At 45.3% G+C, this 13,592-nt stretch carries 11 protein-coding genes; 7 read left to right on the plus strand and 4 right to left on the minus strand.

Translation table 11 applies throughout. The annotated features are described in order from the left end of the window. The first annotated feature begins 31 nt into the window (after nucleotides 1–31). From wecB to GC130_RS20995, 5 genes are read left to right on the plus strand one after another with little or no spacing between them, the layout of a single operon-like run. Nucleotides 32–1,120 carry a non-hydrolyzing UDP-N-acetylglucosamine 2-epimerase gene (gene wecB / locus GC130_RS20975; RefSeq protein ID WP_152000319.1) on the plus strand — a complete coding sequence of 363 codons (1,089 nt, stop codon included), beginning with the start codon at nucleotides 32–34 and terminating at the stop codon, nucleotides 1,118–1,120. A gap of 22 nt (nucleotides 1,121–1,142) precedes the next feature. Next, nucleotides 1,143–1,646: a T9SS type A sorting domain-containing protein gene (locus GC130_RS20980; protein ID WP_152000320.1), complete on the plus strand. Its 504-nt coding sequence runs from the start codon at nucleotides 1,143–1,145 to the stop codon at nucleotides 1,644–1,646. Further along, nucleotides 1,643–4,144 carry a hypothetical protein gene (locus tag GC130_RS20985; protein ID WP_152000321.1) on the plus strand — a complete coding sequence of 834 codons (2,502 nt, stop codon included), beginning with the start codon at nucleotides 1,643–1,645 and terminating at the stop codon, nucleotides 4,142–4,144. The genes GC130_RS20980 and GC130_RS20985 overlap by 4 nt, the downstream gene beginning before the upstream one ends. Next, nucleotides 4,137–4,856, plus strand: coding sequence for a LamG domain-containing protein (locus GC130_RS20990; protein WP_152000322.1), 720 nt, complete (start codon nucleotides 4,137–4,139; stop codon nucleotides 4,854–4,856). Before GC130_RS20985 ends, GC130_RS20990 begins: the two co-directional genes overlap by 8 nt. Before the next feature lie 45 nt (nucleotides 4,857–4,901). Then, nucleotides 4,902–7,220: a gliding motility-associated C-terminal domain-containing protein gene (locus GC130_RS20995; RefSeq protein ID WP_193217936.1), complete on the plus strand. Its 2,319-nt coding sequence runs from the start codon at nucleotides 4,902–4,904 to the stop codon at nucleotides 7,218–7,220. Nucleotides 7,221–7,229: 9 nt separating this feature from the next. Here GC130_RS20995 and GC130_RS21000 read toward each other — a convergent pair whose 3' ends face one another. The 3 genes from GC130_RS21000 to folK are packed head-to-tail and all read right to left on the minus strand — an operon-like array spanning nucleotide 7,230 to nucleotide 9,640. Then, the gene (locus GC130_RS21000) at nucleotides 7,230–8,330 is read right to left on the minus strand and encodes an aminotransferase class V-fold PLP-dependent enzyme (protein WP_152000324.1); all 1,101 of its coding nucleotides are present in this window, start codon (nucleotides 8,328–8,330) and stop codon (nucleotides 7,230–7,232) included. A gap of 5 nt (nucleotides 8,331–8,335) precedes the next feature. Further along, complete coding sequence (locus tag GC130_RS21005) at nucleotides 8,336–9,088, minus strand: sulfite exporter TauE/SafE family protein (RefSeq protein WP_152000325.1); 753 nt, start codon at nucleotides 9,086–9,088, stop codon at nucleotides 8,336–8,338. A gap of 54 nt (nucleotides 9,089–9,142) precedes the next feature. Next, nucleotides 9,143–9,640, minus strand: coding sequence for a 2-amino-4-hydroxy-6-hydroxymethyldihydropteridine diphosphokinase (gene folK, locus GC130_RS21010; RefSeq protein ID WP_152000326.1), 498 nt, complete (start codon nucleotides 9,638–9,640; stop codon nucleotides 9,143–9,145). Nucleotides 9,641–9,726: 86 nt separating this feature from the next. Here folK and sppA point away from each other — a divergent pair, with 86 nt between their 5' ends. Together sppA and bioB are read left to right on the plus strand one after the other, a co-directional pair. Next, nucleotides 9,727–11,472: a signal peptide peptidase SppA gene (gene sppA, locus GC130_RS21015; RefSeq protein ID WP_152000327.1), complete on the plus strand. Its 1,746-nt coding sequence runs from the start codon at nucleotides 9,727–9,729 to the stop codon at nucleotides 11,470–11,472. A 21-nt stretch (nucleotides 11,473–11,493) separates the two neighbouring features. Next, complete coding sequence (bioB, locus tag GC130_RS21020; protein ID WP_152000328.1) at nucleotides 11,494–12,483, plus strand: biotin synthase BioB; 990 nt, start codon at nucleotides 11,494–11,496, stop codon at nucleotides 12,481–12,483. Nucleotides 12,484–12,517: 34 nt separating this feature from the next. On the opposite strand, the gene GC130_RS21025 is transcribed toward bioB, so the two are convergent. Further along, on the minus strand, nucleotides 12,518–13,390 hold the full coding sequence (locus GC130_RS21025) for a lysophospholipid acyltransferase family protein (protein WP_193217937.1): 873 nt from the start codon (nucleotides 13,388–13,390) through the stop codon (nucleotides 12,518–12,520). Nucleotides 13,391–13,592 lie beyond the last annotated feature (202 nt).

A 13,592-nucleotide genomic window follows, 5' to 3' on the forward strand; every position in this document is an offset into this window, starting at 1 on the left:
TTTTTCAATAACCCAATCCTTTTTGGCAAACATGAGACTGGTATTAGTGGCAGGGGCCAGGCCCAACTTTATGAAGATCGCCCCGCTTATCAAGGCAATCAAGAAATTTCAAGCTGAGCGCAAGGAGTTATCTTTTCAACTAGTTCATACGGGCCAACACTACGACTACGCCATGAGCAAGTCTTTTTTTGACCAGCTCGAAATTCCTGAGCCAGATGCTAACCTGAATGTAGGCTCTGGTACGCAGGCTGCCCAAACGGGCAAGATCATGATGGCATTTGAAGAGTATTTGACATTTCATCCATGCGACCTAGTGATCGTTGTTGGAGACGTCACTTCCACCATGGCTTGTACGATCGTTGCAAAAAAAATGATGATCAAACTGGCGCACGTTGAAGCTGGCCTTAGGTCGTATGATATGGCCATGCCGGAGGAAATAAATAGAATCGTGACAGATTCGCTGGCCGACTATCTTTTCACTACCACCGAATGGGCTTCTGCGAACCTGGTGAAGATGGGCGTGCCGAAGGAGAACATTTTTTTTGTGGGAAACACCATGATCGACAATCTTATTCAGAACCTGGACAAACTACAATCGCCAGAGGTGTGGAATAGGGAAAGCCTATCGGCCAAAAACTACTATCTCCTTACGCTACACCGGCCATCAAATGTTGATGATCCGAATAACCTGGTCGATATCTTATCTTTCTTAAGTAAAAACTTAAAAGACCGAAAGATTATTTTTCCGGTACACCCTCGAACCAGGACAAAACTTCAACAAGCCGGATTTCCTGAAGGGGCGATTGTGTACGAACCACCTTTTGCTTATTTCGAATTTATGTTTCTGGTGAAGAATGCGATTGGGGTAATTACCGATTCTGGCGGTATCCAGGAAGAAACCACGTACCTAAAGGTGCCCTGCATTACACTCCGAGAAAACACAGAGAGGCCTGAAACAATCGATGTTGGAACCAATGAGTTGGTGGGTTCTGACCGAAAGAAGTTGATTGAGTGCATAGAAAAAATTGAGTCAGGAAAATCGAAAAAAGGGGCAATACCGGAATTATGGGACGGAAAGGCTGCGGAGCGAATTATAACTAAAATTTTACTTCTAAATTAGCCGACATTTTGTACTTTTATCTATGCTAAAAAGTATTTTGCTTGTCGGCTGTATTTTTTCAACAGTCAGCCTATGTTTTGGTCAGGCTGTTTCCATACAGACGCTTAACTCAGGAGGGGCGCCCAGCCTCGTCAGTTCAGGCAACCTGACGGTAGAATGGTCAGTAGGAGAATCATTTACCAATGTCTATTCTATAGGGAATCTTGTTGTTAGTGAAGGATTTCAGCAATTCCAATTTGTGGAAATTCCAGCAGGGGCAAGCCGTATTTTATCGAAGGGTATTAAGGTTTATCCCAATCCGTTTTCAGATTTTATTGTTTTAAAGACCACCGAATGGGATATGCTCAAGCAGCATCCTGTGAGTGCCAGGGTTTATAGCACCTCAGGCAATATTGTGCTTCAAAAAACTTTTTTGCAAGATGAATTTTTGCTGGAAACATCCGCCCTTTTGCCAGGACTATACCTGATAATGCTGGAGCAAAATGGTAAGCTTCTTTCAATTGAAAAAATGACGAAATTAAAATGAGAACATTTATCCTTTCCAAGCTCGTTGTGATTATCCTAACGACGCTACTTATTAATCAAGCTAATGCCCAGAATTTTTTTAACTATCAGGCGGTGATTAGAGATTCAGATGGCAAGCCGATGGTCAACACAAGTCTGTCCATTCAATTGGGTATTTTAAAAGGCGATTTGACGGGTGAAGTGATTTATCAGGAAGTCCATTCCACATCAGCCAGCGAATTCGGTACTGTGAGCCTTCCCGTCGGTAATGGAGAAATACTTTCGGGAGAGTTTTCGTCTATTGAATGGGGAGATGATCTTTTCTTTTTAAAAGTGGAGATTAGGCTTTCCGACGATTCAGATTTTGTGGAACTGGGAACAACTCAGATTTTGGCAGTTCCTATTGCGCTATATGCTAAAAGGTCGGGAGATAATGTGTGGAAAATAGGAACTGAAGGCATTTCAACCGATGATAAGGTGGGTATTGGAACCAGTAGCCCTTCATCTAAGCTAACTGTTGCTGGTCAGATTGAGACTACCGAAGGAGGCCTGAAATTTGCGGATGGAAGCATTCAAACTTCAGCAGCGATGCCTGACAATTTGATCAATACAACCGAGGGGCCAATATATACAGAGGGAGCTAATGTTGGGGTTGGCATTACCAGCCCGACATCAAGACTCTCGGTGGATGGAGTCGTGGAATCAACTGAAGGAGGTATTAAATTTCCGGATGGCAGTGTACAGACGTCGGCGGCTACAGTTGAAAGCTTTAATGGCGACTATTTCAACAGAAATGATGGGCCAATATATGCTAGTGATGAGGATTATATTGGAGTGGGAACTGAGGCGCCTCAAACAAATTTTGAGTTGGCAGGAGATGGGAGTGGAAACTATGAACCCGTTATTTTTCGCAACAACTACACAATGAATCTTCTGGCATACGCTTCTGGAGATGTTGATTTCCTAAATGCATCTTTTGTGGCAAACAGATCCAGGGGAACCTATGGAGCTCCTCAAAACGTCATTGGAGGTGATCGCATCGGCGGTGTATATGGGAGAGCTTATCTGGATGGTCAATATCAACGTACAGCCGGAATACAAATGTTTGTAGGTGTCGGCGCTGGTGCCGGAAATTACCCGTCGAATATTCGCTTTGAGACCACATCTACAAATAGTGTTGTAAGAGCTGAAAGGATGAGGATTGCCGACAATGGTTACGTTGGTATTGGCACACCTGCCCCCGGGGCACCTTTGACAGTTAATGGCACTATTCACTCAACTTCAGGCGGTATTAAATTTCCTGATGGGACTATGCAAACAAGCGCAGCCACTGCTATTTATTCCAACTATTTCAACAAAACTGACGGCCCCATTTACGCCAGCGACGACCAAATTGGCATTGGGACATCCACACCTCAAACCAATTTTGAGGTTGCGGGTTTGGGTAGTGCCAATTACGAGCCAATCATTTTTAGAAACAACTATACGATGAACCTGATGGCACATGCATCAGGAGAAATAGATTACCTGAATGCATCTTTTGTATCTCACAGATCGAGAGGTACTTACGAAAGTCCCACCAACGTGCAAGATGGTGATCGTGTCGGTGGGTTTTATGCCAGGTATTTCTTTGATGGTGACTATAGGCGGGCTGCCGGGATACAGATGTACGTAGGCAGCGGCGCTGGTGCAAACAGTTATCCGTCGCTCATCAAATTTGAAACAACCGATGCTGGAGAAATTGAAAGAAGCGAGCGTATGAGGTTGACAGAAAAAGGTTTTTTGGGTATTGGTACTCAAAATCCTGAATCAATGCTTTCTGTTAATGGCACAATCGAAAGCCTGGAAGGAGGTATTAAGTTTCCAGACGGCACGACACAGTCATCTGCATTTAATAACGCTAACTACTTTAATAAGGCAGGTGGCCCAATTTATGCAAATGGCAGCAACGTCGGCATAGGGGCTTTAGCACCTCAAACCAATTTTGAGGTTGCGGGTGTGGGGAGTGCCAATTACGAGCCAATAATCTTTAGAAATAACTATACGATGAACCTGATGGCGCATGCGTCAGGTGAGATAGATTACCTCAATGCATCTTTTGTATCTCACAGATCGAGAGGTACTTATCAGAGTCCAACCAATGTGCAAGATGGAGACCGTGTTGGCGGGTTTTATGCCAGATACTATTATGACGGTGTGTACAGAAGATCGGCGGGCATCCAAATGTACGTAGGAACTGGAACAGGAGTCAATAGCTATCCTTCTTTTATAGCTTTTGAAACGACTAACGTAGGCGAGATAGAGCGAAGTGAGCGCATGAGAATTTCTGAAGTAGGCAACATAGGGGTTGGCACCTCTGCTCCAAAATCGAAAATCCATGTTACAAATGGCGACGTCTATATTGATAACACTTCCAATGGAGTGATTATGAAATCACCTGATGGAACATGCTGGAGAATGACTGTTGACAACGCCGGAGCACCTGTTTTTACCACCATAGTTTGCCCCGAAAATGAATAGAGTTAAAACTCGAAAATATCTTGGGGTTCTGATCGTTGTCGTTTTTTATCAGCTGATTTTTTCCTGTACACAAAAAACTACCAAAAGCATTAGTCGTTCAGATGGATTGTTGTTGAACTTTAGTTTCGATGGAAGAGATTCTTTCTCAAACTTCCAAGGCCTTCGAACGATAAATTGGGGCGAGGTTACAAATGCCGATGATAGATTTGGGAAAGAGCAGTCTTCGATGTTTTTCGAATCATATAACGCCAGAATTGACGTCACAACGGATTTATCTCTCAAAAGCCAGCTTTCTATTTTTTGCTGGGTTAAACTAGCGAGAAGACCTGACGACCGAACTCAGCACATCATTAATAATGGGGATAAGTTGGGGTTTTTGGTCAGAGACAAAGTCGGCCTAAGGGTTGTTTTGGCGGATGAAGGAGGTGGTAAAAGTGCATGCCAGACGAATTCTGCAAGTATGTTGACTGACAATAAGTGGCACATGGTGGGATTTACTTACGATGGCATATTCCTAAAACTATATATCGATGATGAGCTTAACGCTGTATCCCGAGGGGAAGTGGATGTTGCAGATCTCATGAAAAGCTTTACTATCGGAAACCATATTAATCAGGTTCGGCCTTTTGGCGGTTATATAGACGATATGAAAGTCTATAACTTGGTTGTTTCTGAACAGGAAATAGGAAGATTAGTAAACGTTGGACGATGACGGGGATTTGTTCTAATATTGTTCTTCTCTAATAAAACAATGGCTGTGGGCAAAGTGAGAGGAGGGCTACTAACACTAATTGGTCTAACATTTGGGTTTATTTGCAACGCCCAGTTTGAACTCCCGTCAAATTTCAAGATTATTTCCAAGGGCCAGGAAAATTTTAGTGGAGACCTCCGTCCTGGTGATCTTTTTGGCATTTCCGTTGCCAGTCTCGGAGATTTTGATCACGACGGAATTGAGGATATTGTTGTAGGAGCTAGCAGTACAGATGATGGAGGTGCTCAATCTGGAGCCATTTGGATTGTCCTGTTGAATCGTGATAACAGCGTTAAAAACCAACATAAAATTTCAAACTCTCAAGGTGGTTTGGCTGTCATAATTCCTTCGAATTCCCGGTTTGGTTATTCAGTATCAAATATTGGAGACTTGAATGGTGATGGTACAACCGATGTGGCGGTAGGTGCTGTCTACGATCAAGATGGAGGATATCAGCATGGGGCAGTCTGGATACTTTTTTTGAATGAAAATGGCACTGTAAAAACTCACCAGAAGATTAACGAAACGGCAGGAGGCTTCACAGGTTCACTAGCTGACCTGGCGTCATTTGGGAGTTCTGTGACACCTTTGGGAGATATCGATGGGGACGGTGTGATAGACTTGGCTGTGGGGGCGTATCGGGACAATGGGGCGAATGCCAAAACCGGAGCTGTTTACCTTTTGCTTATGAACCCCGACGGCTCTGTTAAGTCAAATAGAAAAATAAGCGGAGGAAATTCTGGTTTCCCGAACGTTTTGGGCTATGAAGACTATTTTGGATGCTCTGTTGCAAATGCCGGAGATTCTGACGGAGATGGTATTGCTGAACTTATTGTAGGGAGTCAGCGGGATGATGATGCGGGATTTGATGCAGGTGCAATTTGGATCCTTTTCCTGAATGGTGATGGTAGTGTCAAGAATCAAAAAAAAATTACTCAAAATCAGTCTGGCTTTAACTATGAGCTTAATTCAGGAGAGCTGTTCGGTACTTCTATCTCAGTGATGGAAAATGTCAATGAGCAGGGTGATTACGGCTTCTTGGTCGGCTCTACAAGGGACAACGCAGGTGGAGCAGATGCAGGGGCGGTTTGGACTTTTGAAACGGAAAGAAACTTCGATGTTACTAACGCCAGAAAGCTAAGCTATACATTGGGAGGAAGCAATATTGATATAAAGCCTGGAAGCAGATTTGGTCAATCAGTACTAGCTTACGAAGCAGGAGGTGGTTATAATTTCGTAATCGGAGCTCCATACTACGATGAACTGGGACAGGATTTGGGAGGGTTGTGGGTGTTGGGTACAGAAGATTGCGGTATTGAAATAACCGGCGTAAGCGCAGGTGCTGACCAGGCTGTTTGTGGTTACAGTACCAGCCTTTCGGCATCACTAGGCGATGGCGAGGAAGGCCTTTGGAGCGCACTGGGGTTCGGTGTGTTTGAAAATATTGGCAGTCCAAGTACTGTTGTCACGAACATGCAAACCGGGCTTAATACTTTTATTTGGACTGTTTCGAACCCTTGTGGGCAAGAAAGTGACACAGTTGTCGTTCTTGTAAGCGACTCCTTAGAGGGGGTTTTTGCTGGCAATGACCTTAGATATTGCTCATTGGACTTGCCAGTCAGCTTGGACGCAGTGGACGCCGGTGGTGATGGGGTGTGGGCCTCCGAAGATGTTGGGGTTAGCTTTTCCGATAAATCTTCACCTCAAACGAAAGTGAATTTTGATTCACCAGGGGCTTACAACCTAATCTGGACAGTATCAGTTGGTGAGTGCACGGCGTCGGACACTGCGACCATAACCATACAGGAGCAGACTCTTGCCTATGCTGGAGAGGACGTTGATCAATGCTTTGCTGCGGCAAGCCAACTCCAAGCTCAAAACCCTGCTACAGGGAATGGCCAATGGGAGGTTATAGAAGGAAATGTGCACGTTCTTTCACCTGAAAGCTCTTCGTCCGGCTTTGAGTCTGATGCGGCTGGGCTGAGCAAGTTGACCTGGACAGTTTCAGACGGAATATGTCCTGCCTCGGTCGATACTGTTCTGGTAAATATTTATAGTCCTCGAGAGCTTCTTGCGGATGAAGTTCCTACCGCTTTTTCACCCAATAACGACAACAGGAATGACAGGTTAGAAATTTTGAGTAATAGGGGGCTGTTTGGCAATCAACTGGAGATTTTTTCAAGGGATGGGCAAATGATCTACCATGCCTTAGACTATCAAAATGATTGGAGCGGAGATCACTTTCCCTCGGGCATTTATTATTACACAATCAAGTTTATAGCTTGCCCTGCGAGCTATAAGGGATACTTTCATTTGGTCAGATAGTGCCCTCAATTAAATAACTTCTGCCAACCTATCAATCTCACCCTCCTCATTATAAAAATGCACTGCTGCCCTCAGGTAATTGGGCCGGTAGGTTGTAATGATCTTTTCCGAGGTCAACTTTTGATGTAGCGACTTGTCGCATTCGAACGACACAATGCCCGACCAGCTTTTCTCGTCTCTGGGGGCCATGGGAGTAAAGCCGGCCTCCCTGATAGCGGTGTGTAGCTTTGCAGAAAGCACTGTCACCTCTTCGTAAACGTTTTGCCAACCGATGGCTTTCAGCTCTTTCAACGCCTGACCCTGCATCAGTATCAATAGCGGCTTGGGGTGGCCAGCTTCAAGACTTTGTGGCGGTTGTTTGAGGTTTTCAGCCGGGATCGGATCCTTTAGAAAATCCGTCATACTGCCTGGGCCTAGCGATCCTTGTGTCAATTTTTTTCTGGAGTTTTTGTTTATGTACAACACACCAGCTCCGTAGCCGGAGGTCAGCCATTTGTAGCTGCTTGCTGCCAATACGTCAACATGCACTTTTTGCAGGTCGATGGGGATCACACCAAGGCTTTGAATAGCATCCACAATGAGAAACGCTCCGTGCTTTTGGCACATGGCAGAAATGGCTTCGAGGTCTACCCGGTATCCATTGGTGTACTGCACATGGCTTATCGCCAATATCTTTGGTTTGCCGGATAGTGCTTTTTCTATGGCCTCCAGATCAATGTGGCTTTTCATGTCCCAGTCAATCCAGTGAATTTTTCGGCTGTGGTGAATCCATGGCAGTGTCACCGAGGGAAAATCGTGCTTGACAAGAACCAGTTCCAGATCAGACTGCAACATTTGCTGCACCCAGGAAATGCCGTACGAGGTATCCCATGTCAGGCCTATTTCTTCGCTTGAGGCATTCAGAAGTTCTGCAAACAGTTTCCTTGTTTCTTCCATCTCGCCCATCCACGCCGGAAGTTTTTGGCTGGCATACTGTGCGAATTCTGTAAGGTAGTCGGTTCCCTTTTGCAGGGTAGCCTGGCTCATGGCACCGGCATTGGCCGTATTCAGGTAGGTGCAGTTGTGAAGAAGGGGGTAGTGAGAGCGAATGCTTTTTTTGTCTGCGATCATTTCTGTTAGGTGAAAAACCAAAGTTTAATGGCCAATGCAATTACGGTAATCACAAGGAAGATGCGAATCACTTTGTCGCCTTTCTCGACTGACCACCGGCTGGCAATCCAGCCACCAGCACTATTGCCGACGGCGAGCACCAGCCCCAACGTCCAATTTACCTTGTCTTCGATAATGAAAACCAGTAGCGCTGATCCTGTATAGATCAACGCCGCAAATACTTTGACAAAGTTGGCTTTTACCAACGAAAACCCATTGATGTGTGTGAGCGCCGCTATAGTAAGGAAGCCAACGCCGGCCTGAATGAACCCGCCATAAATGCCAATAAAGAAGAAGGCAATCACGCCCCAGAGTTGGTGCATGAAGTCAAGCTTCTCTCCTGTTGATTTTTTCTTGACAACAGAGTCGAAAATGATTGAGAGCACTACAAGCACCATGATGATGGCCAGGATGCGGTTAAAAAGATCGGCATCAATTTCTACAGCGAACCACGCACCAATGGCACCACCTATCAGAGATGAGCCTGCCAGCCACCAGGAATAGGGCCTGGCGGATACGCCCTTGCTTTGAAAGCCAGCCACCGAAAAGATATTTTGTCCCATGATGGCCACCCGATTGGTGGCATTGGCGACTGCCGGTGGTAGTCCAAGAAAAATCAGCACTGGCAGCGACAGCAATGAGCCTCCGCCAGCTACCGTGTTGACAAAGCCAGCTATAAACCCGACGGCTACAATGAGCAGATATTCGTAGTATTCCATGCGTCCTCGTTAGCTGCCGAAGTTAGAAGAAAAATGTATCAGAGGATATTTATTTTATGTTGTGGCGGTGGCGTCTGATAACTTTGTCACCTCCAATGTGTCGGCACATTCACTAAGTAGTTGTGTTTGATTTTTACCTAAAGTTGGGTGAATAAAATCAGGCGCAATCTCGGTCAATGGTGCAAGAGTAAACCTCCTGAAGGGAATTTGTGGGTGAGGCACAATCAGCCTATCGGTTTTGATTACTTCATCGTCGACGTACAAAATATCGATATCGATGACCCTTGGGCCCCATTTTCCGATCCGTTGTCTGCCAAGATGCTGTTCAATTTCCAGCGCTTGATTCAATACCTCCTGGGCCTGTAAACCACTTTCAATCTCAATCACCTGGTTGAGGAAATCAGCCTGATCAGTAAGGCCCCACGCCTGGGTAGCGTAAATCGACGAACTTCGAACCATCTGCCCTATTCGCTCGTTTATCATTCGGCCTGCCTGCAAAAGGGTAGCCAAACGATCGCCCTGGTTGGAGCCGAGTAAAAGGAAAATGCCCATGGAGGTGAATAATTTTAGCGGTGCTCTTAACTTAGGTGAATCTTGTTAGATTTGCAAAGAACAAAAATAAATCAAAAACTGTCTCAATGGCCTTTCTTCGAAATTTGTTAGCCACTATCCTTGGCCTTTTTATCTTCAGTTTTCTAGGCATACTTATCCTAGTCGGTATTGCTTCGAGTAGCTCGGAAGAAACGGTAGAAGTGAAAGATAATTCTGTGCTCTACCTGCCTTTAGGTGGTATTTTGAGTGAACGTACTCCCGAAGATCCATTTCAGGAATTTTTCCCAAATAGTGGGCCAAGCTACCTTGGCGTGCTGGATTTGTTGAAAGTTATAAAGAATGCAAAAACAGACGATAAAATTAAGGGCATATACATTGAGCATGGCTACCTGTCGGGAGGCTTTGCCAGCCTGAAAGAGGTAAGAGATGCTCTTTTGGATTTCAAAACATCAGGGAAGTTCATCTACTCATACGGAAACTACATTTCTGAAGGCGACTACTATATCGGGTCAGTGGCTGACGAACTCTACGTTAATCCACAAGGTTCACTTGAATTTAATGGCTTCAGCGCCAATATTTCGTTTTTTAAGGGGACACTTGACAAGTTGGAAATTGAGCCACTTGTGTTCAGAGTAGGAGAGTTTAAGTCGGCGATAGAGCCCTTCATCCGCAAAGACATGAGTCCTGAGAATGAGCTTCAAATCAATTCTTTCCTGAATTCTGCTCACGATACTTTTCTGGCAGATATTGCCGAAGCGAGAAACATCCCGGCTGAAAAACTGAAAGAAATTTCATCGGAAATGAAGGTGCGAAGAGTGGCTGATGCTGTCGACTACGGCCTGGCTACGAAAGTGGCCTACGAGGACGAAATGAAGACCTTGCTCAAGATAAAACTTGGGATAGAAGAGAGCACTGATATTACATTCATTTCGTGGAAAAAGTATAAGAAGTCGATTTCGCCAGATGAAATTTCGAAGAACAGGATTGCAGTAATAGTGGCCGAAGGTGAAATTTTGATGGGAGAGGGTGAGGATGGCCAAATTGGCGCAGAGAAATTTGCCCGGGAAATAAGAAATGCCCGGGAAAGTGATAGAATAAAGGCCGTGGTGCTGCGCATTAATTCTCCGGGAGGAAGCCTTACCGGTTCCGATATTATTTGGAGGGAAATAATGCTTACCAAAGAAAGGAAGCCAGTTATTGCCTCCATGGGCGACTATGCAGCATCAGGCGGTTACTATCTTTCCATGCCGTGCGACACCATCGTGGCTCAGCCCAATACTATCACCGGGTCGATAGGTATTTTCGGCATGATGTTCAACATGGAGAAATTCCTTGAGAATAAGCTGGGTATTACTTTCGATGTAGTAAAAACAGGCGAATATTCAGATATAATGACTGTAACAAGGTCGTTGAGTGACTTTGAGAAACAGATTATTCAGGACGGTGTGAACGAAGGCTACGAAACCTTTACCTCGAAGGCAGCGGAAGCGAGGCACTTACCTATAGAAAAGCTGAAGGAGTTGGCTGGCGGAAGAGTTTGGACGGGCATTCAAGCCCATGAGCTTGGCCTGGTTGATCTGCTGGGAAGTTTTGACGACGCAGTGAAAATTGCTGCTGACAAGGCTGAGCTGGGCGACGATTATCTATTGAGTTTCTACCCTAAGCAAAAGAACTTCTTTGAAGAGATGTTTTCAAGTGCTTCTAACGAGCTGGAAGCCAGATCGATCAAAAATAACTATGGTATGCTTGCCCCTTATGTGAAAGAAATTAGAGATTTGCAGCACTATGAGGGTATTCAGGCACGCATGCCTTATTCATTTGAAATCAAATAACTGAACCTACGCTATCAGGGAATGACCGAACTAAGAAACAACTGGACAAGAGGAGAAATAGAGGAGATTTACAATTCTCCCATGTTAGACTTGATTTACAGGGCGGCTACCGTCCACAGAGAATATAGCGACCCACAGGAGGTGCAGGTCTGTACTTTGTTGTCGGTGAAGACTGGAGGGTGCCCTGAAGATTGCTCTTATTGCCCGCAGGCGGCACGATATCACACTGACGTGAAGGTGCAGAAGTTAATGGAAGTTGACGAGGTTCTTTCTAGTGCAAAAGCTGCCAAGGAGAACGGAAGTACCAGGTTTTGTATGGGTGCTGCCTGGAGAGAGGTGAGAGACAACAAGGATTTCGACAAGGTGATTGAGATGGTGAAAGGTGTCAACCAAATGGGCATGGAAGTGTGCTGTACACTTGGCATGATCACCGAGTCACAGGCGAAGCGACTGAAGGAAGCTGGCCTTTACGCCTACAACCATAATCTCGACACCAGCGAAGAAGCTTACGAAGATATTATTACCACAAGAACCTATAAGGACAGGCTGGATACATTGGAGAATGTTCGTACTGCCAAAATTTCTGTGTGCTCAGGCGGCATCATTGGTATGGGGGAATCTCACCTCGACCGGGTGGGTATGCTTCACACGCTGGCTACCCTGCCAGAACACCCTGAAAGTGTGCCTGTGAATGCGCTGGTTGCCGTGGAGGGCACACCCCTGGAAGACCAGGAGCGAGTACCGGTTTGGGACATGATCCGAATGATAGCCACCGCCAGAATCATCATGCCCAGGGCCATGGTAAGGCTTTCAGCTGGCAGGGTGAACATGACTGTGGAGGAGCAAGCGCTTTGTTTTCTTGCTGGAGCCAATTCTATATTCGCCGGGGACAAGCTGCTTACTACCCCTAATCCGGAAGTGGATGCAGACAAGCAGATGTTTCAAGTGCTTAATCTTAAGCCCAGGGCGTCTTTCAAAGGAGCTGCTGCTGAGAAATATTCGATGGCATAAAATCAGAAAGTAGCAAGAGCGAGCAGATCACTTGCTACTCATTTTCTTCTCGCTTTAGCTTCCATCTGTTATGTGACCAGAGCCACAGGTGAGGGACTTCCACAATGGCCTTCTCAAGTATGGCAGCATACCGTTCAATTATTTCTTCGGCCGTCGCTTCGTTGGGATTTTCAAGCACTTTTACGAATTCAAGGGTGTAGTGCCCTCTGGAAGTTTTCTTCATTAAAGGGAAGAAGACGGGGTAGTTTGTTTTGCGGGCGATCCTGTCGGCACCTATCAGAAATGGAGTATCCTGGTTCAGGAACTTTACCCAATGACGACTGCTGTTTCTTTTTGGTCTTTGGTCACCAATAATGCAGGTGACTGAAAGTGCACCTTGAGACCCAAGCTCAACCACTGTTTTGTAGCCTTTTTTTGAGGGCACAGCCATCGCTCCAAAACGCTCCCTGGTGTCCTTCATCAATGCCTCGTAGTAGGCCGACCTCAGCGGCTGATAAAAAGTGACCACCTTGTGCGATAGTGAGAGTGGTATAGCTGCAAGCCATTCCCAGTTGCCATAGTGTGCCGTGTACATAATCAGGCTCCTTCCTTGCTTGAAAAAACCTTCGAAGACTTCAGGGTTTAGGACTTGAAACCGCTGCTTGATCGTCTTCCCGCCAACTGAAAGGAATTTGCCCGACTCGAAGATAAGATCAGTGAAGTGCCTGTAAAAAGCTTTTTCAATTACAATGATTTCAGCGATAGCCTTTTCAGGGAATGAAGCAGTAAGGTTTTTTCTTACAATCGCCTTTCTGTATCCAGCGAGATAGTAAAGGAAAAAGAAAGAGACATCTGACAAAATGTAGATCAGCCAGAACGGTAGTTGTGATAATAAAAGTACGGGGGTGTATTTTAGTTTTCTAAGCAAGATGTATGAAAGTAATTGGCGCCCGTAATGTTCGGAGACCCACAGGCCCACTTTAGTCAGAGAAACAGTTTTTATATGACGTTAAGTTCTTTTACGCTGTGAATATTGGCAAGCAAACTTCACACGAAAAGTATTCGTCAAATGCAGTATACTTCGAAATAAAAAAATGGTTGTCGTATGTTCCGTGAACAGTCATTTTATT

Source organism: Imperialibacter sp. EC-SDR9 (assembly GCF_902498805.1).
In the GTDB taxonomy this organism is placed as follows: Bacteria; Bacteroidota; Bacteroidia; order Cytophagales; family Cyclobacteriaceae; genus Imperialibacter.